At 67.0% G+C, this 19,284-nt stretch carries 17 protein-coding genes and 1 pseudogene; 12 read left to right on the top strand and 6 right to left on the bottom strand.

Going from position 1 to position 19,284, the window contains the following annotated elements; translation table 11 throughout:
- Positions 1-189 precede the first annotated feature (189 nt).
- On the top strand, positions 190-636 hold the full coding sequence (locus tag K8O92_26900) for a CBS domain-containing protein (protein ID UAK31391.1): 447 nt from the start codon (positions 190-192) through the stop codon (positions 634-636).
- 330 nt (positions 637-966) lie between these two features.
- Here K8O92_26900 and K8O92_26895 read toward each other — a convergent pair whose 3' ends face one another.
- A complete protein-coding gene (locus K8O92_26895) occupies positions 967-1,887 on the bottom strand; it encodes a universal stress protein (GenBank protein UAK31390.1) in 921 nt (306 codons plus the stop codon).
- Positions 1,888-2,159: 272 nt separating this feature from the next.
- On the opposite strand from K8O92_26895, the gene K8O92_26890 reads away from it, so the two are divergent.
- Genes K8O92_26890 through K8O92_26865 form a run of 6 tightly spaced genes read left to right on the top strand, consistent with a single transcriptional unit; the run spans position 2,160 to position 7,168 of the window.
- Complete coding sequence (locus tag K8O92_26890) at positions 2,160-3,296, top strand: 4Fe-4S dicluster domain-containing protein (protein ID UAK31389.1); 1,137 nt, start codon at positions 2,160-2,162, stop codon at positions 3,294-3,296.
- The gene (locus tag K8O92_26885) at positions 3,283-3,792 is read left to right on the top strand and encodes a cyclic nucleotide-binding domain-containing protein (GenBank protein UAK31388.1); all 510 of its coding nucleotides are present in this window, start codon (positions 3,283-3,285) and stop codon (positions 3,790-3,792) included. Before K8O92_26890 ends, K8O92_26885 begins: the two co-directional genes overlap by 14 nt.
- Entirely contained in the window at positions 3,789-4,643 is an 855-nt protein-coding gene (locus K8O92_26880; protein ID UAK31387.1) for an FAD/NAD(P)-binding protein, read from the top strand. The genes K8O92_26885 and K8O92_26880 overlap by 4 nt, the downstream gene beginning before the upstream one ends.
- On the top strand, positions 4,640-5,413 hold the full coding sequence (locus tag K8O92_26875; GenBank protein UAK31386.1) for an oxidoreductase: 774 nt from the start codon (positions 4,640-4,642) through the stop codon (positions 5,411-5,413). The genes K8O92_26880 and K8O92_26875 overlap by 4 nt, the downstream gene beginning before the upstream one ends.
- The gene (locus K8O92_26870) at positions 5,400-6,689 is read left to right on the top strand and encodes a Ni/Fe hydrogenase subunit alpha (protein UAK31385.1); all 1,290 of its coding nucleotides are present in this window, start codon (positions 5,400-5,402) and stop codon (positions 6,687-6,689) included. The genes K8O92_26875 and K8O92_26870 overlap by 14 nt, the downstream gene beginning before the upstream one ends.
- A 14-nt stretch (positions 6,690-6,703) precedes the next feature.
- A complete protein-coding gene (locus K8O92_26865; protein ID UAK35970.1) occupies positions 6,704-7,168 on the top strand; it encodes a hydrogenase maturation protease in 465 nt (154 codons plus the stop codon).
- Positions 7,169-7,229: 61 nt separating this feature from the next.
- Here the strand turns inward: K8O92_26865 and K8O92_26860 are convergent, their stop codons facing one another.
- The 4 genes and pseudogenes from K8O92_26860 to K8O92_26845 all read right to left on the bottom strand — a co-directional run bounded on the left by K8O92_26860 (position 7,230) and on the right by K8O92_26845 (position 10,277).
- On the bottom strand, positions 7,230-8,132 hold the full coding sequence (locus tag K8O92_26860; GenBank protein ID UAK31384.1) for a universal stress protein: 903 nt from the start codon (positions 8,130-8,132) through the stop codon (positions 7,230-7,232).
- Between the two features lie 23 nt (positions 8,133-8,155).
- A complete protein-coding gene (locus K8O92_26855; protein ID UAK31383.1) occupies positions 8,156-8,398 on the bottom strand; it encodes a hypothetical protein in 243 nt (80 codons plus the stop codon).
- A gap of 44 nt (positions 8,399-8,442) precedes the next feature.
- Positions 8,443-9,045, bottom strand: a complete 603-nt coding sequence (locus K8O92_26850; protein UAK31382.1) for a hypothetical protein — start codon at positions 9,043-9,045, stop codon at positions 8,443-8,445.
- Between the two features lie 80 nt (positions 9,046-9,125).
- Positions 9,126-10,277 (bottom strand): annotated as a pseudogene (locus K8O92_26845) (STAS domain-containing protein).
- Here K8O92_26845 and K8O92_26840 point away from each other — a divergent pair.
- The 3 genes from K8O92_26840 (at position 10,194) to K8O92_26830 (ending at position 12,874) form a co-directional block, all read left to right on the top strand.
- Positions 10,194-10,721 (top strand): flavodoxin domain-containing protein, encoded by a 528-nt coding sequence (locus tag K8O92_26840; protein UAK31381.1) that lies wholly within the window; start codon positions 10,194-10,196, stop codon positions 10,719-10,721. The pseudogene K8O92_26845 and the gene K8O92_26840 sit on opposite strands and share 84 nt — an antisense overlap.
- A gap of 399 nt (positions 10,722-11,120) precedes the next feature.
- Positions 11,121-11,993, top strand: coding sequence for a universal stress protein (locus K8O92_26835; GenBank protein UAK35969.1), 873 nt, complete (start codon positions 11,121-11,123; stop codon positions 11,991-11,993).
- Positions 11,994-12,010: 17 nt separating this feature from the next.
- Positions 12,011-12,874, top strand: a complete 864-nt coding sequence (locus tag K8O92_26830; protein UAK31380.1) for a universal stress protein — start codon at positions 12,011-12,013, stop codon at positions 12,872-12,874.
- Positions 12,875-12,911: 37 nt separating this feature from the next.
- Here the strand turns inward: K8O92_26830 and otsB are convergent, their stop codons facing one another.
- The gene (otsB, locus tag K8O92_26825) at positions 12,912-16,820 is read right to left on the bottom strand and encodes a trehalose-phosphatase (GenBank protein UAK35968.1); all 3,909 of its coding nucleotides are present in this window, start codon (positions 16,818-16,820) and stop codon (positions 12,912-12,914) included.
- Positions 16,821-17,025: 205 nt separating this feature from the next.
- Here otsB and K8O92_26820 point away from each other — a divergent pair, with 205 nt between their 5' ends.
- Positions 17,026-18,021: a nitroreductase family protein gene (locus K8O92_26820; protein UAK31379.1), complete on the top strand. Its 996-nt coding sequence runs from the start codon at positions 17,026-17,028 to the stop codon at positions 18,019-18,021.
- A 250-nt stretch (positions 18,022-18,271) separates the two neighbouring features.
- Positions 18,272-19,279: a hypothetical protein gene (locus K8O92_26815; protein ID UAK31378.1), complete on the top strand. Its 1,008-nt coding sequence runs from the start codon at positions 18,272-18,274 to the stop codon at positions 19,277-19,279.
- The last annotated feature ends 5 nt before the right edge of the window (positions 19,280-19,284 follow it).

Genomic DNA, 19,284 nt, shown 5'->3' with positions numbered 1-19,284 from the left:
GCATCTGCGACCCGACGACGCGTACCAGCGGCTGTGCACACGTCATCTCCTCAGTGTCCTCAGCACACCGGTGACCGCCGCCGCGGTGGCACCGACGTCAGGATGACCTTCTGCCCTGTCGATACTTCCGCCGCCGTCCAATGATCATCGAGGTAACGAGCACGCCGCCCGGAGCAAAAGGAGATCCCCATGACTACCGTGCAGACCATCATGCGGCCCGACGTACAACACATCAGTGTTCGAGAGACCATCGCAACAGCCGCCCAGCGGATGCGCCAGCTCGATATCGGCGCGCTGCCGATCTGCGACGGCGAAGGTCATCCCGTCGGCATTGTCACCGATCGCGATATCGTCGTGAAGGTCGTCGGTGTCGGTGCAAATCCGAAGACCACTACCGCCGGAGAATTGGCACAGGGCGCCGAACGGCTGCACACCGTCGAGATCGACACCGAGGTGGACGACGCGCTGACGCTCATGCGGCAGCAGCGGATCCGGCGGCTTCCGATCACCGACAACAGCGTGCTGGTCGGCATCATCACCGAAGCCGATCTGGCCCGCCATTTGACCGAGAACACCGTCGGTGAATTCGTAGAAGCGGTCTGCGCCGCCAACCTGCCCACCACCGAGAATGCGTGAGGATCTGTCACCTCGATGCGCCACAGATCGGCATCCGGCGATGGAAGCTCGGAGCACTGCTGAGCGGTGTCACAGAAACGACGGGACGCGGCCGATGGTGCGGATCCCCGCCCGCCGATCGAAGCCGGATCGGTAACCTCGGCGCGGGCGCCAGCGAACGGCGGCGTGACCGAGGATGGGTCGCCCTCGGTCACGCCATCGAACGGTCGCTACCGAAACTCGCCCCGAGCCGGCGTTGCCACCGCGGTGTTCGATTGCGTCGACGCGGACGGGGGCGACCACCCGCCACCGCGCACGTATCGGTGACGCTGTCCGCTGGCTCGGTCTGGGTCATCGTGCGGTGTGGACCACCATGACCGGGCAGGAAGCGTGCTGCACCAGTGTGTTGGCGGTGGAGCCGAGCAGCATGCCCGCGAATCCGCCGCGCCCACGACTGCCTACGACCAACAACTGCGCGATCTTCGACCAGTCCAGCAGGTGGGGACCCGGCGCGGACACCTCGACCTTGCGGGTGACGCGAACACCCGGGAATTTCTCCTGCCAGCCCGCGATGCGCTCGGCGAGGATCGCCCGCTCGACATTGTCGAGTTCGGCCTCGAACAGGTTGATGTGACCGGCGAACCGGCCGGAATCCCAATCGCTCCAGACATGAACGGCGACGAGCTCGACACCGCGTTCGGCCGCTTCGGTGAAGGCAGCCGCGATCGCCGCGTCACCGCCCGGGCTGCCGTCCACGCCGACCACCACCGGGCCCGACGTGCGAATCGCGCCGCCGGCGTCGGGATCGCTGCGCACGATGACCACCGTGCCCTGCGCGTGGGCGGTCACGGCCAGCAGCGTCGAGCCGAGGTGCGCGAATGTCCCGGCGGCGGGGGTCGCTCCGATCACGACCGCGTACGCCTCGGCGCTGTGCTCGATCAACAGTCGCTTGCCGGTGTCGGTGGTCACGCGAACCGAGATAGACAACTCGGGCGCGACTGAACGGGCCACACGTTCGGCCCGGGTGACTACGTCTCGCCCTTGTTCGCGGATGGCATCGACGACCGATGGAACCACGACCTCGTAGTCGCCCAGCGCCCAGCCGGCCCCCACCAGATCCATGCCGTGCAGGATCTCGAGTTCACGTCCGCGTTCGGCCGCGAACAGCGCTGCCCACCGTAGGGCGGTCCACGACCCGTCCGAACCGTCCACGCCGACGATCACCTTCGCCGTCGAGAGGTGATGAGGGTCGCCGAATCGCTGCTCTGTCATGAGCCTCCCGAGCCTGTGATCGCTTGGCGCTCAGCCGAGCGCCGACTCAACGGTATGAGCCGTGCCGCGGCTTGAATGCGGCTGATCGTCCCCGAGGGCAGGGCCGAAAGTCCGCATCGGCCGAGCATCGGCCGCGCCTGGAGAGCGACGTCCCTGTCAGGCACGATGCCGTCGGCCACCGCGATTCGGGACCTTGGTCCCTCGCGGCCGGTCTCGTCGTTCACCAGACTCGGAAGCGGACGGCTGGACCCGACCGAACAGAGGCCTCGACAATGCCTGACGACACCGTGGTAATCGACCGCGCTGGGCTGGATCGTCTAGTGGATGTGCTGCGTGAGCGCGGATACCGCGTCATCGGTCCGCAGGTGCGCGATGGCGCGATCGTTCTGGACGAACTGGACGGTGGTAGGCGGCTGCCTGCCGGATGGGGCGTGGAGACCGCGCCGGGCCGGTATCGGCTGCATCGCCGCGACGACGAGGCGGTATTCGCGCATTCAGCCGGTCCAGGATCCTGGAAGCAGTTCCTGCATCCCCCACGTCGCAAGATAGCCCAGCTCGGACCGGATCTCGAGATGGAACCCGTCGAGGACACGCCGGTCCGCTCCGCGTTTCTCGGCGTCCGCGGTTGCGACCTCACCTCGATCGCGATCCTAGGGCAAGTGCTCGGCGGTGGCGCCCACCCTGACGCTTCGTTCACCGCCCGGCGGAAAGATCTCTTCGTCGTCGCCGCGAACTGCACGGAACCGGGCGGCGTGTGTTTCTGCGCGTCGATGGGTACCGGCCCCGGCGTCTCGGCCGGATACGACCTCGCGCTCACCGAGCGCATCGATGCTCAGGGACACCGATTCCTGGTCGACGTGGGCAGCGAAGACGGCGAGGAGATCCTGGCCGAACTCACCGCGCGTCCGGCGGACGCGGAGGAGGTCACGAACGCCAGGGCAGCGGTGTCGGCGGCAGCCGATCGGATGGGCCGTGAGATGCCCGAGGTCGACATCCGCGCACTGCTGCACGACTCCCGGGAGTCCTCGCACTGGCAGGACGTTGCCAGCCGCTGCTTCACCTGCGGAAATTGCACCATGGTGTGCCCCACTTGTTTCTGCACCAGCACCGAGGAGGTCACCGACCTCACCGGCGACCATGCCGAGCGCTGGGAGCACTGGTCGTCGTGCTTCGAACTGGACTTCTCCTACCTGCACGGCGGCAGCGTGCGGCAATCCGGTGAGAGCCGCTACCGGCAGTGGATCAGCCACAAACTCAGCACCTGGTACGACCAATTCGGCAGCTCGGGATGCGTTGGCTGCGGGCGGTGCATCGCCTGGTGCCCCGCCGAGATCGACCTGACCGCCGAGGTCGCCCGGCTGGCCGAACTGGCCGAACTGGCCGAGGAGACCGACCGTGCCAACGGGTGACGAATTGTCCGCGTTCGGGCGGCTGGCGGCACTGAGCCGAGAAGAGTTGCACACGCTGGCCGGCGCCGGGCGTGACGTGGCCTTCCCCGCCGGGGTCCAGGTGATCGCGGAAGGCCGGCCGGCCGACCGATGCTGGCTGATCCGCCGCGGCCGGATACTGCTGGACGCGCAGGTGCCAGGTCGCGGTGCCGTCGTCCTTCAGACCCTCAGTGGCGGCGATCTACTCGGATGGTCATGGCTGGTACCGCCCTACCGGTGGCATTTCGGCGCGGTGACAGCCGAACCGGTCGAGGCCATCGAGTTCGGCGCCCGAACCCTGGCCGAACTCGCCGACCAGGACCCGCGATTCGGCCACGCCCTGACTTTGATGCTGTTCGAAGCGCTATTGGAACGACTGCAGGCCACCCGGGCCCGGCTGCTCGACCTCTACCGCAACCCCGCTGAATCGTGCACCGCGGGTCTGCCCCGCATCACGGCCGGGCAAGGTGACCGATGAGCGTAGACACGCAGCCGCGCACGGCTCCGTCCGGTGACACGATGCTGCCCTACCGGGTCGTCGGCCGTACGCCGCAGACCTCCGACACCGTGACACTACGCTTGCAACCGGTACGGGATGCGGCGCAACGGTTTCGGGCCGGGCAGTTCATGATGCTCTACAGCTTCGGCGTGGGCGAGGTAGCGATCTCGATCAGCGGTGATCCCGCCGCCGGTGACAGCATTCTCGAGCACACCATCCGCGCGGTCGGCGCGGTCAGCGCGGCGCTGCACGACACCGATATCGGCGGCCTGATCGGTGTCCGTGGGCCGTTCGGCACCGAATGGGATCTGGCGTCGGCAGTCGGAGGAGATCTCGTCATCGTGGGCGGAGGGGTCGGACTGGCGCCGCTGCGCTCAGCGGTGCTCGCCGCCCTCGCGGCCCGCGACGACTACCAGCGGATCGTGCTGATCAGCGGAGCCCGCACCCCTGCGGACATACTGTTCCGCCACGACCAAGAGCGGTGGACAACCGCGGGTTCGATCGAACTGCATCAGACCGTCGACCACCCCGCACCGGGCTGGGACGGCCGAATCGGCTTCGTCACCGAGCCACTGGCCCACCTGACCGTGGAGCCCGGCAACACCACCGCCTTCCTCTGCGGGCCGGAACCGATGATGCGTTTCTGCGCACAGGGCCTGCTGCGCAAGGGAATTCCGGCCACCGATATCCAAGTGTCGTTGGAGCGCAACATGCAGTGCGGCGTCGCGCGCTGTGGTCACTGCCAGCTCGGCCCGCTGCTGCTGTGCCGAGACGGACCCGTCGTCGACTACGCGGCGGCCGAACCACTACTGGCGGTACGAGAACTATGACGAAGACACCGACACTCGCGGTATGGAAGTTCACGTCTTGCGACGGTTGCCAGCTCACCTTGCTCGACTGCGAGGACGAGCTGCTCGCACTCGCGGGCCGGGTCCGCATCACCCACTTCGCGGAAGCTTCCAGCGCTATGGAGCCCGGCCCCTACGATGTCTCCCTGGTCGAGGGCTCGATCACCACCGAAGAAGAGCTGCGCCGGATCATCCGGATCCGCGAGCAATCCAAGATTCTGGTGGCGATCGGGGCATGCGCCACCCACGGTGGTATCCAGGCGCTGCGCAATTTCGCCGACGTCGCCGAGTTCACCTCGGTGGTGTACGCCAGCCCGGAATACATCGCCACCCTGAGCACCTCCACCCCGATTTCGGCGCACGTACCGGTGGACTTCGAGCTGCGTGGCTGCCCGATCGACCGGCGGCAACTGCTCGACACCCTGTGCGCGTTCCTCGCCGGCCGCGCACCCGACATCCCCAACACCAGCGTCTGCACCGAGTGCAAACGCCGCGGCACCACTTGTGTGATGGTCGCCGAGGGAATCCCCTGCCTGGGACCCGTCACACAGGCAGGATGCGGGGCCCTCTGCCCGGCATATCACCGTGGGTGCTTCGGTTGTTTCGGTCCTATGGCGAATCCCAACATCCATGCGCTGCTTCCCATCCTGCGTGTCAACGGCATGGACACCGATGACATCGACCGCGTTTTCGCCACCTATGCCGCCGCCGCGCCGGACTTCGCGAACAGGAGCCGCGATGAGTCACCGTAGGCAGTTGAAAGTCGGCTCGCTGGCTCGCGTCGAAGGCGAGGGCGCGCTGCGTATCGTCGTCGCGGATGGGCACGTCGAAACCGCGGAACTGAATATTTACGAGCCGCCGCGATTCTTCGAGGCATTCCTGCGTGGCCGCGCCTACACCGAACCGCCCGATATCACCTCTCGAATCTGCGGGATCTGCCCGGTGGCCTACCAAACCAGCGCATGCAACGCCCTCGAACAACTCTGCGGTGTGGAGTTGGAACGGCCACTGGCCGAACTGCGCAGGCTGTTGTATTGCGGGGAATGGATTTCCAGTCACTCCCTGCATATCCACATGCTGCACCTTCCGGACTTCCTCGGCTACCCGAACGCTATCGCGCTCGCCGCCGACCACCGCGAACTTGTCGAACAAGGGTTGGCGATGAAGAAGGCGGGCAACGCGCTACTCGAACTCCTCGGCGGCCGAGCCATCCATCCGGTCAATATCCGTCTCGGCGGCTTCTACTCCGTTCCCGAACCCACCGATTTCGCCCCTGTGATCGAATCGCTCAGCCGCGCACGGGATTGCGCGGTGAACACCGCACGCTTTGCGGCTGGATTCGACTTTCCCGAGCTGGAACTCGAGTACGAACTTCTCGCCGCGACCGAACCGTACCGATACGCCGTCGACACAGGTGCTGTGCACACCAGCACCGGGCTGCGGTTCTCTGCAGCCGAATTTCCCGATCACGTGCGCGAATACCAGGTACCGCACTCCACGGCCTTGCACGCGATGCTCGACGGCGAACGCTACTTGACCGGGCCGCTGGCCCGATACACGCTGAACTATCACCAGCTGTCACCGAGTGCCCGACAAGTCGCGGCCGAGATCGGGCTCGGCACCGAATGTCGTAACCCGTTCCGCAGCATCCTGGTCCGCGTGGTCGAAGTTCTCTATGCCATCGAGGAGGCGCTGAGTCTCATCGCCGGCTACGAACGGCCCTCCCGTGCCGCGATACCCCTAACGCCCCGCGCGGGGACCGGCCACGGTGTGAGCGAAGCGCCCCGCGGACTGCTCTACCACCGCTACGAGGTCGATGATAACGGCATAGTCCGCTCGGCCACGATCATTCCGCCGACTTCCCAGAACCAAGCCGTTATGGAGGACGACCTGCGGCGCGTGGTCTCGGAGAATCTCGAGCTCGACGATGCCGCGCTCGCCGCGCTGTGCGAGCGCGCGATCCGAAACTACGATCCGTGTATCTCCTGCTCGGCGCACTTCCTCGACGTCGACGTGGTGCGCCGGTGACCGAGCCCTGGGCCGTGGTCATCGGCGTCGGAAACGACTACCGCAGTGACGACGGAGTCGGTTCGGCCGTCGCCCTCCAGATCGAACAACTCGGCATTCCGGGAGTTCTGGTCTCCCTGTCAGACGGTGAACCCACCACCGTTGTCGATATCTGGGCCGGTATGGACCTTGCCGTGGTGATCGACGCGGTGCGCTGCGAGCCATCGATTCCCGGCCGGGTCCGCCGCAGCGACTTCGATCTGCTCCAGCAGGCCGGCACCGCGTCGTCCTCCCACACACTGGGAATCCAGGACGCGCTACCCCTGGGCCGCGCACTCGGCCGTGTCCCCGGCCGGATCGTCGTCATCGCCGTGGACGCGGCATGCCTCGATCTGGGTGTCGGCTTGTCGGAGCCGGTCGCCGCCGCCGTTCCACACGCGGTCGAAACCGTCATCACGGAATTGCGCAGGGCCGAGCCGACGAATCGGCTCCGGAGGTAATCAGGTCAGTGCTTCTCGCGGCGCCGGATGTGACATGGGTCGGCGATGGTCGGTCCCGCCGTCACCTCGAACGGACGACGATCATCGGCACGTCTATCGAGTGCAGCAGCGCATTGCTGGTCGACCCCAGCACCGTGCTCACGAATCCGCCTCGACCGTGCGTGCCCACTACCACCAGTTGCGTATTCGCCGACTCTTCCAGCAGGGACCGTGCCGGTCGATCCGCGGTGACGACGCGCCGCACGGCGACATCCGGATAGCGTTCGCTCCAGCCCGCGAGATTCTCGGCCAGCACCGCCTCCGCCGATTCGCGGGCGCCGTCCCATCCTCGGGCCGGCACGTCCAGACCGCTCGTGTCGCTCCATGCGTGCAGCGCCACCAGGTCCACTTTCCGCCGCGACGCCTCCTCGAACGCGAGCTCGACGGCGGGCACGCTGTTGGCGGTGCCGTCGACGCCGACGAGCACCGGCTGACGGGCTGACACGGCGTCGATCGCCGAGATTCCGTGGATCACCGCGACCGGGCAGTGCGCGTGGTGGGTGGTCGCGGTACTCACCGAACCGAGCAGGCCCCGCTGGAACGCGCCGAGCCCGCGGCTACCGACCACAAGCATCCGCGCCTGCGCGGAACGCTCGATGAGTAGCGGGATGACCAGTTCGAAGCTCACCTCGGTGGTGATCGCGGGCTCGTCGCCCGGCGAAGCTGTGCGCGCCACCCGCGCAGCCTCGGTGAGGATGCGTTCGCCGTCCCTGCGCATCCACTCCAGGTCGGCCTCCCCCATCGAGATGCCCGGCCCGAAACCGGTGGGTATAGCCATGGAGGTGATGATGTGCAGCGCGCAACGATGCAGGGCTGCTTCGGCGGCCGCCCACGCTACCGCTTGATACGAACAGGCCGATCCGTCCACCGCGGCCAGGATCGACGAGTTCGGTGGTGCGAGGCGCGAAGCCTTTTCGGTGGACATGCCAACTTCCTTCCAGACTGCATTCACTGCCGCGTACGCGGGTCGGTGTCTTCGGCCGGGGTCGCGGGAGCGGGATGCAGCACCGCGAGGCGTCGCAGGTATCCGGATTCGTCGAGATCGCCGCTGGCGAACCGTTCGGCGAGCAGCGCTTCCGGTGACAAGCGCGCCGGGCCGCTGAATCGGGGTGCCTGCGCGCGCTCAGGTCTGCGCACGGCTACGAGCGCGATCGCCACCGCGATCCACAGCGGGACGACGAACAAGATCATGATAACGAACATCCACCACTGTGGCCCGCTCCCGTACCAGTACATCATTGCCTTTCCTCTCTTGCCGGACGACACATCTGTCGCCACTCGCGGTCCCATCGCGCGCTACGCTGCCGCGCCAACACCAGGGCGACACCGTTCGCCAGGCACCATCCGCACAGCCAGACGCCCACCAGGACGGAAACACCCACGCCGATCCCGGCCACGACGGCGGTGTCCGGGTGGCGTGGTCGCGCGGTGGGAGTGCCCCCGGCGTCGAGCCACAGCTCGACACGATCGCCCAGCTGGGTCTTCTCCCGGACCGGCACGACGGCATCGCCCGTATGGCCGGACTCGTCCCATCGCGCTCGGGCTTCGTAACGATGCGCCGCGGTTCGGACGGGCTGGTCGGTGATCACGGCGTGAACCAGGGATTTCGTCGTGCCTTCGCTGCGGATTTCGGCGGAGGTGTCGGCATACGCGTCCGTAGCGAGGGCGCCCGCGACAGGCACCGCGATCAGCACCGCGATCGTGGCGATCACGCGGATCGCTGATTCGATGCGGTCGGACGTGCGCATCAGCTCGTTCGAACTACACGGTTGTAGCGACCACAAACGGAGCAGTCGAGTCCACCATCCGTCCAGCGGAATGATCACGCTTTCGGACATCGCCGTTTCACCTCTTCCGACGACGGGTGCCGTCAGCTTCGAGGATCGCGCGTCGAACGAGGCATCGGCAGAGACAAAGGTCATCCACCCGAGGGGCCGTCGGACCCCGTGTTCCGGTCCTCGCAGAAGGCTGCCACCGCGGTCGATAGTGTCGGATACAGGTGCCGCTCGCCGATTCTCGATGTCAGGCCGGAAGCGTCCAGGGCTTCGCGCAGGTCATGTTCGACCCGCGCCATGGCGAAGACGATCCCCTTGCCCGATAGTTCGGCCCTGAGTTGTTCCACGGCGTCCAATGCGGTCAAGTCGACCTCCACGTTGTCCTCGGCGTTGAGCACGAAACCAGCGCACCAGCGTTTCCCCGCGTTCGGCGCTCGAACCCACCGCCGCCAGCGCTCGGCGGCGGAAATCCTCCGCATTGGCGAAACACAATGGCACGTCGTATCGGTAGATCACCAGCCCTGAAACGGGTTTCGCGGTGGGATAGTCATCGATGTCGTGCATTCCCACCACCCCGGAGACGAAGCCCAGGATCGCGTCGTGGGTGCGGGCGATCCTCGCCGCAGCGCCGCGTAGACGACCAGCGCACCCAACGCCGCGGACGGAAAAGCCGCGAGGATGCCGCGTGCCCCCGGAAGCACGGCCAGCACACCGGCGAGTGTGACGAGTGAATACAGCTGGGTGCGAGCGCCCATGGCGTCGGCGATGGTGGTCCTGCTGCCCGAACAGCTCACCGGGAATCCGTGCAGCAGCCCGGCCGTGAGGTTGGTCGCGCCGAGGGCAGCCAGTTCGGTGTTCGCCTCCACGCGGTCGCCGTGGCGGCCGCCCACAGGCCGGCCACAGGCGGCAGCCCCGCGGTGGTCGCATAGGCCATGACTTGCGGGACGAGGTAGGCGGTCACGGTGACACCCGCGAGCAGATCCGCCCGCAGCCACGGCCGCTGGTAGCCCTTGAACTGCCCCAATCCCGGGAGTTCCAGCATCGTCTACCCAATGCCAGAAAGTCGGCCGGAATGGGACTCGCAAACGAGAGGCACCCCCAGCACAGGGCGAAGGTCCCATGGCAAGGGTCGGTTCGACTCTGTTCCGGCCGCTCTCTGCCGCCCTACCGTCGGAATCCTTACCCGGCACGGCGCAGAGGAGAGATTCGTCATGCGCGCGCGAATTATCTACGAATCGATGTTCGGCAATACCGCGGCGATCGCCGAGGCCATCGCACAGGGATTGCGTGAGCATGCCGAGGTCGAAGTCGTGAATGTGGTGGCGGCGGCAGAAGTGTGTGGGCCGACGCTGAACCTGCTCGTGGTCGGCGGCCCCACCCACGCCTTCGGGCTCAGCCGCTCCCAGACGCGCCGCGACGCCGCCAAGCTCACCGATGAACCGATCGCGACCGACATCGGCGTACGGGAATGGCTCGCGGACGCACTGCCCGTATCGCCGGGCCACCGCGCGTTGGCCTTCGGCACCAAAGTGGCCAAACCACCCTGGCTGCCGGGCTCGGCCGCACGCGGTATCGGGAAACGACTGTGCCGATTGGGCTACTCCCTCGCCGATCAGCCCGTGGATTTTCTTGTCGACGATACGACCGGCCCGCTCATACCGGGCGAGCTGGACCGCGCCCGGGTGTGGGCGGGCCGGATTGCTCACACCGAACTCGACCGAATCGTGCACCACACCTGACGGCGCACCGACGCGGATACGTGCTCGGAAAAGTATGGATGCCCATCGGAAAGTGGTCGTCGCGGACTTGGAAGAAGCTGCCGCCGTCGCATGACCGGCCGCATTGCGCTCGGTGCGCCAGTGGCCCCATGTCCGTCCGCCGGATGCTCATAGCGGCCTGTTCCGGTCGCAGCCGAGATCGTCGGCGACGAACCGCCCGGGGATCCCGGAGATGTCGCCGCGTCCAGCCATGCCGTCCGAGGGGGCCAACCGGCATGCTGCCGAAGGACCTCAGCATTCGGGACCAACGCCAGCCGTGTGCACGCTCACCGGTCCCTACTCTTCGAGTACGCAAGCATCGACTTTCGAAGGGGCACCACGTATGTCCGCCAGTCTCCTCGACAGCCCGCACCACCTGGCATCCGCTGCCGTAGTCGTCGGATCGACGGTTCCGAAGCCTCCGATCTGGCCGTGCGGTTGGCCGCCGAGACGGCCGCCCAGCGCGGACGCAGGCTTCTGATCGTGCACGGCCTCGACCTGGCTGCTACCCAGGCTGTTTTCGGCCTGTACGACCTGGTGTTGCCCGCGGTCGCCCAGAAACTGCGGGAAGAAGGCGCCGCCCGATTGGTTCGCGCAGCGCGGCCGGCCCGCCGCGTCGACCCCGAACTGCGCGTCGACCCCGAACTGTCGCCCGCTCATCCGGCCACCGTGCTCATCGAACGATCGGCCTCCGCGCACCTGGTGACGCTCGGCGTCGGACACGGCGGCAGGCGCGCCCACCTGGGCTCGACGGTGTTGGCGGTGACCGCCCACGGCCACGGCGACATCGTGGTCGTCCACGACACCGGAAGCGAGCAACGCACCCGCGCCGACGGACCCGTCGTCGTCGGCTTCGACGGTAGCCCCGCCGCCGAAGCCGCGGCGGGCGCGGCGTTCATCGAGGCCGACATTCGTGGCAGTTCGCTCGTCGCGGTACATGCCGCGGCTTCACGCTGCATTCGGAAGCCGGCACCATCGAACTCCTTCCGGTCCGGGAGCTGGAGACCGCCGCACAACGCACGCTCACCCGAGCAACTCGCCGGTTGGCAGGAGAAATATCCCGAGGTCCGGGTCACTCACAAGGGCTCCATCGCCCGGCCACGCACTCTGCTCACCGCGTGGTCGAAGTCCGCGCAATTGCTCGTGGTCGGTAGCCGGGGCCGCGGCGGGTTCCGCGGCCTGTTGCTCGGGTCTACCAGCATTTTCCCTGTCCAACATGCCCATTGCCCGGTCATGGTCGCCCACGGGGCTTAGAAGAAAGCGAAAATCACATGTCCAGCAGCATCAATCCGCCGATTCTCGTCGGTTCCGACGGCTCTGCGACCTCACTGGCCGCGGTCCGCTGGGCTGCCGCCGACGCGGCCCGCCGACGCGCACCGCTGAACATCGTCTACGCGATCAGCACGCCGATCGACTACGGTCCCGGCATCGCCATTCCCCAAATCGACTATGACAGCTACCGGCAGGAGGGACGGACGGCTCTGGAGATCGCGCGCAAGAACGCCGTGGCGGCGGCCTCCTCGATCGGCGAGCTCGACATCACCGCCGATCTCGTCGAGGCGCCGCCGATCCCGGTGCTGCGCGACCGATCCAAGTCCGCGCGGCTGCTCGTCGTCGGCACCCACGGGCTTGGCGCCTTCAGCCGCAGCATCCTCGGCTCGGTGAGCACGGCGCTGGCCCGGCACGCCGCATGCCCGGTCGCGGTGATCCCCGCCGACTTCGAGCACGCGGAAGGCCCGGTGGTGGTCGGCGTCGACGGCTCGTCGTGCAGTGCCCGTGCCGTCGAGGTCGCCTTCGACGAGGCCGCCCACCGCGGCGCCGAGCTGGTCGCGGTACACACCTGGTCGGAGTTCTTCCGATACATCTCGCGCGCGGAAATGCAGAACGAAGCCGAGGAACTGGTGTCGCAGAGCTTGGCTGGCTACGGCGAGAAGTATCCAGAGGTACGGGTGCGGCGGATCGTGGTCGAAGATCGCTCCGCCAAGCGACTGCTCGGCGAGGGCGAGAACGCGCAGCTGATCGTCGTCGGCAGTCACGGGCGCGGCGGCTTCGCCGGCATGACCCTCGGTTCGGTCAGTCAAGCGGTGCTACACGGTGCGAAAGCGCCGGTGATCATCGCAAGGTCGGCAAACTGACTCGCACCGCTGCGCACCAACGGTCCAGCCCGCGGATCTAGGGTATCGAGTTCGCCAGCCGGATCGTCTCCCCCGGCTTCGGGCGGGCGGTTTGCTCCCGGCAGGTGATCTCGATCGGCGCCGACGCGCCAGGATCCGAGCTGATCTCGATGCCCTGCCCGCTGACCCGTACGGTCAGCCGGTGGCCGCGATAGATCATCGGAAACGACAGCGCGCCCAGAGTTTCCGGCCAGTAAGGGCAGAACACAAGGCGGTCGTGGCGCAGTTCCATGCCGGTGAAGCAGCGTTGCAGCAGATCGACGCTGCCGGCCATCGCGGCGATGTGAATTCCCTCCGCGGTGGTGCCACCCTGGATGTCGGCTACGTCGGAGCCGAGCACGAGGTCGAAGAACTCCACGGCACGATCACGGTTGGCCCGCGCCAGCACCCACGAATGCACCAGCGCGCTGAGCGTGGAGCCGTGCGAGGTGCGTGACAGGTAGTAGTCGATGGTCCGCGGGATCATCTCGCCGGGCAGCTCGTAGCCGAGGTGACCGAGCAATTCCCGGAGTTCGTCGGCCGACAGCAGATAGAACAGCATCAGCACATCGGCCTGTTTGGCGGCCCGATAACGGTTGACGTCGTCGCCTTCGGCCTCGAGTATCCGGTCCAGCCGCTGAATGTTGCCGTAACGGCTGCGGTAGCGGTCCCAATCGAGTTCGGCCAGTCGCTCGTAGCCCTCGAACTGGCTGATGACTCCGTCGTGGAACGGGACATACATTCGCCGGGCCACATCTCGCCAGTGCTCCGTGTCCGACGGCCGCACCGACAGCGTCTCCAGCAATTCCGTTCGTTCGCGCGGGGCCAGCAGATCCAGCGTGTCGATCGCACGCCGAATCACCCAGGCCGCCATCACATTGGTGTACGCGTTGTTGTCGATCCCGGCGTCAGGCGCGTCCGGGTAACCGGAATGGAACTCGTCGGGACCGATGACGCCACGGATGGTGTAGCGGTCGCGCTCGGCGTCGTAGCCGGCCAGGCTCGACCAGAAACGGGCGATATCCACCAGCAGTTCCGCGCCGCCTTCGACGAGGAACTCGAGGTCGCCGGTAGCCTGGTAGTACTGCCAGACGTTGTAGGCGATGGCGACCCCGATGTGGTGCGCACGGCGGCTGGGATCGGGCTTCCACCGTCCCGACAGCGGATTCAGGTGCATTTTCTGGCTCTCTTCACGGCCGTCGCTGCCGGACTGCCACGGAAACATCGCCCCGGCCAGTCCCACTGCCGCGGCCGCCCGGCGCGCCTCGGGCAACCGTCGATAGCGGTACCGCAGCAGTGCTCGGGTCAAGGTGGGGAAACGCGGATTCAGCACCGGGAAGACGAACAGCTCGTCCCAGAACACGTGCCCGCGATAGGCCTCACCGTGCAAGCCGCGCGCGGGTACACCCACATCGAGATCCGTGGTATTCGGCGACAGTGTCTGCGTCAGATGCAATAGGTGCAGGCGCACGAGCCGCGTCGCGTCCTGCGCTCCATCCAGGTCGATGCGCAGCCGCGCCCACAGATGCTCCCACGCCACGGCATGACCTTCGAACAGATCCGCGTACCCGCCGGCGACTGCGATCGTGCGGGCGGCCTCTTCCTCTGGACCCGCTGCCGCGTTGTCACGTCCGGTGAACACGGCGACAATCTTCTCCAGGGTCACCGACCCTCCGGCTGTGATGTCGACGGCGCACTCGTGGCCGATCAGACCATCTCGATCGATCAACTCCCGCGGCGGGTCGACCGGTTCCCGGCCGCGCCGCAGGGTGCTGCGCGTCGCGATAGCCACTGATCTGCCGGAGGTGTTGGTCCGCACCGCGAGCAGCACCGAATCGTCGGACAGGGCTGTCGCGTGCTCGGCGGTGAGGTGCGTGCCCGACAGGGCGCTGTAGCGCTCCACCAGGTGATTGCGCACCCTTCCGTCGATCGCCGACCGGAGTCGCAGAGTACCCGACCAATTCTCGGCGGTGATCGTCGCTTCCAACGCGCCCAGGTGCGGGCGGTGCATGGCGATGAAACGGCGTTGCGACATCGTAGTGATCCGCCCCGAGACGTCGCGGAAACGGAACAGCCGCACGAGTTCGCCGCAGCGCAGATCCAATTGCTGCTGGTAGGAAACCAGTTCGGCGGCATCGACGTCGAACCACTCTCCGCCGCCGATCTGGAAGGTCACCGGAAGCCAGTTCGGCAGATTCACCAGGCTCTCGTTGTCGATGACGTGCCCGGCGATCTCGTCGGAGAGCCGGTTGTACACCCCGGCGACATAAGTACCCGGATAATGGACCGCCCCCGCCACGCTTTCCGGCGCCGCACCGCGGGTGGCGAAGTAGCCGTTTCCGACAGTGCACAACGCCTCGCGAAGCTTCTCCTGGGCGGGGTCGTACCCATCGAAGATGAGCATCCACGACTCCGGCACGATGGCACCCGATTCGGTGCGCGACAATTCCGCCAGCCGCTCGAGGAAAGCGTGAACCTGCCGTGGCCCGGCGACCGAGAAGCGGGCAGCGGTGTGCCTGTCGCCGGACTCTTCGGCACGCACCACGATGGCGACGCCGTCGGCTTCGACGGCATCGAAGGCGTCTTCGTCGGTCAGATCGTCCCCGAGATAGATCGGCAGTACCGGGGCGGTTAGATGGTCGAGAATCCACCGCAGCGCGGTGCCCTTGTCCCAGTCGACATCCGGTCGCAATTCGGTGACGCGACGGCCGTGCGTGACACGTAAGCCAGCCGCATGTCCGGCCTGGTGTACCGCGGCAACCACCCGTCCGACATCCTCTACCGCGACATTGCGATGATGAACCGCGACCGCGAAGCGCTTGTGCTCGACCAGCACTCCCGCGATGTCGTCCAACCTCTGCCCTAGTTCGCGCGCGGCCTCGGCGAGTGCACGCTCGGCTCCCGGCACGGCGTCGTGGACGTGCCGGGTACCGTCCGGGGCCATCAGTTCGAAGCCGTGGCTACCCGCATACCAGATGCCATCGACACCGACGCGGTCGCGCAGATCGGTCAGATCGCGTCCGCTGATGACCGCGACCGGGCATCGGATAGCAAGCGTTGTCAGCACTGTCGCCACGCCGTCGATAGGTTCGGCGTCGGCGGGATCGGCGACGATCTCGGCCACCGTGCCATCGAAATCCAGTAGGACAGCCCGCTTTTCGGTGCCGAGCAGATCCACGATGCGCGACCAGCACTCCATGGCGTCGGGTAGCTCCGAGATTCGCCGGAAGCCGCCACACAACCGCACCTGCTCCAGGTCGCCTACAACGATGTCCGCCCCCTGCGCCAGCAGACGATCGGTGCCCGCGTGCCGGTCGACTCCGATGATCAGTGCGAACCCACCGCTACGTCCGGCCGCCACCCCCGCCTCGGCGTCCTCCACGACCACCGTTCGATCCGGTTCGGCACCCAGCCGCCGGGCTGCCTCGAGCAGCATCGACGGATCGGGCTTACCCGGCAAGCCCAGCCTCTCGGCATCGATACCGTCCACCCGCACGGTGAACAAGTCGGCGACACCGGCAGCCGTGAGCACCTCCGCACAGTGACGGCTGGCTGAGAACACCCCCGTACGGATGCCCGCCTCGCCGAGCCGCCGCACCAGCGTGACGGTCGATTCGAATACCTTTACCCCCTCGCGCGCGACTCGCTCCAGGAAAAGGTGATCCTTTCGGTTGCCCAGCCCGCATACCGTCTCAGCACTGTCCGAATCGGACGGTCTCCCCCAAGGCAGTGCGACCCCTCGTGCGGCCAGAAAATCCGCAACGCCCCGATAACGCGGTTTGCCGTCCACGTATCGTAGATAGTCGTCCTCGGTGAACGGTGAGCGGTCCTGCCCGGCACCCGCGGGGCGTTGGTTCAGGAAGGAATCGAACAATTCCGTCCACGCCGCGGCATGTATCGACGCGCTATCGGTGACCACCCCGTCCATATCGAAGATCACCGCGTCGTGTCGGCGCGCGTCGATCGGCGGTACCGCCGTGGCACCTTTTCCCACACATACAGCCTGAACGGACCGATGCCTCCCGTCTAGGGGCCGACGTCCCGGGAGACTCGGCCGACAGGGGACCACCTGCGGTGGGATTCGGGACCTACGACTCCTCCGGACATCGCCTCTGGATCCCTACCGTGACGGTATGAACCAGCTACCGTCCGGAGAAACCATCGAGAAGGCCGTTTTGCTCGCCGGCCGGGCGCCGTCGCTGCACAACAGCCAACCCTGGCACTGGAGCTTCGACGGCCACACCCTGCGCCTGTTCGCGGCGCCCGAACGCATGCTTCCGGCGACGGACACATCCGGCAGACAGATGCTGATCAGCTGCGGTATCGCTCTGGACCATCTGCGCGCCGCGATGGCCGCGGCGGGCTGGCGAGTCCATGTCGCCCGCTTCCCCGATCCCAACCGCCGCGAGCACTTGGCCAACATCACCTTCGAACCAGCTCGGATCGTCACCGAAGCCGAGCGTGCTCGCGCCGACGCCATCCTCCGGCGGCACACCGACCGGCTGCCGTTCCAAGCGCCCACCGGATGGCCCGACTTCGAAGAGGTCCTACGATCGACCTTCGATCCCTTCGACGCAACACTCGACGTGCTGGGTGACGAGAGCCGCCCCAGCCTCGCCCGCGCCTCGGAGATGAGCGCGGCACTGCGCCGCTACGACGCCGGCTACCACGCCGAACTGCAATGGTGGACCGGGCACACGATCGCCGACGCGGGAGTGCCCAGCGACGCGCTGATCTCCCAGGAGGAACGGCAGCGAGTGAGCGTGGGCCGCAAGTTTCCGACCACCACCGGCGACCGGCGCGGCGAGATCACCGAGGACCATTCGGTGATCCTCGTCCTGTCCACTGACCGCGACACACCCGAGGACCTGGTGCACTGCGGTGAGGTGCTGTCCACGGTGTTGCTGGAGTGCACACTCGCCGGGTTAGCGACCTGTCCGTTGACCCACCTGACCGAGGTGCCGAGCAGCCGTGCCGTGGTCCGCGAGTTGACCGGACACTCCGGGCTCCCCCAGGTCTTGATCCGCGTTGGTATCGCGCCCGAATCGGCGCCGAACGCCCCGGCGACTTCACGCCGCCCGCTCAGCGAGGTCCTCGAAATGCCTGAATCCGCCCGCAAGCCCGACTGAATTCGTCCATACCCCACGCTCCATCCGATCCCGCAGGGACCAGTGCCCTCGCTGGTCCCAGCACGCGCGTCTTCACCGTCCTCGTGATGGAACCTGGCAGTCCGGTGATGGAGCGGAAGATGCTGCGGGGTATCACACAGCGCGTGGAGAGGCATGGACGGGATCACCGGCCATCCAAGATGACAAAAGGCCCCACGCTGCGGACGCATGGCCCGTATCCGCAGTTTCGCGTACCGAGAACACTCGAGGAATGACCGCGAACGACGATGCACCCGCCATTTCGGTGCCCGATCATCGGACGATCCTGGCCGCGTTGGGGCTGGCCACCCGCGCCCCTTCGGTGCACAATACCCAGCCGTGGCGGTGGGTGTTCGACGGCACACGCCTACACCTCTACACCGACGCCGACCGGGTACTGCCTTCGACCGACCCGCACGGGCGCCAACTGGTGATCAGCTGCGGGGCCATGCTGCACCACGCGCGGACCGCTTTCGCCGACCAGGGCTGGCACACCGACACGATGCGGGTACCCGACCGGCAGCGACCCGACCACCTCGCGGTAGTCGAATTCCGGCCGTGGCCGGACCCACCCGAGGGTATCCACACCCGAGCGCTCGCCATCGACCGGCGGCGCACCGACCGGCTACCGATGACCGAACCGGAGGGCTTCGCCGATATCCTCCCCCGACTGCGGATGCTCACCTCACCGCACGAGGTGGAACTCACCGTCCTGGATGACAACGCACGCCCTCGGCTGGCCACCGCCTCCGAGCAGGCCGGGGCTCTGCGCCGCCACGACTTGCTATACCAAACCGAATTGGAATGGTGGGCAGGACATTCGGATACCCCCGAGGGCGTACCTGCCTCCGCGCTGGTCTCCGACGCCGAAAACGCTCGGGTCGGAGTCGGACGCGCGTTCCCTCCAGCCCCACATTCGAAGCGACGCGCCCGACTCGATGATCACGCGCGGCTGGTGGTGCTCAGCAGCGAAGGGGACTCGGTGACCCAGTGGCTGCGTACCGGAGAGGCATTATCGGCCGTCCTGCTCGAATGCACCGCCGCGGGACTGGCGACCTGCGCGCTGACCCACATCACCGAATTGCCGACCACCCGCGGGGTGCTCAACGGACTCGTCCCTCGCCCGGCCGCCCCACAGGTGCTGATTCGCGTCGGCATCGCGCCCGACGACGCGGACACGATTCCGCCTACTCCTCGGCGGCCGGTGACGGACATTTTCACCGTCACAGGTTCCCGCTGACTCGC

Source organism: Nocardia asteroides (genome assembly GCA_019930625.1).
In the GTDB taxonomy this organism is placed as follows: domain Bacteria; phylum Actinomycetota; class Actinomycetes; order Mycobacteriales; family Mycobacteriaceae; genus Nocardia; species Nocardia sputi.
This window is presented reverse-complemented; position numbering and strand designations above follow the sequence as displayed.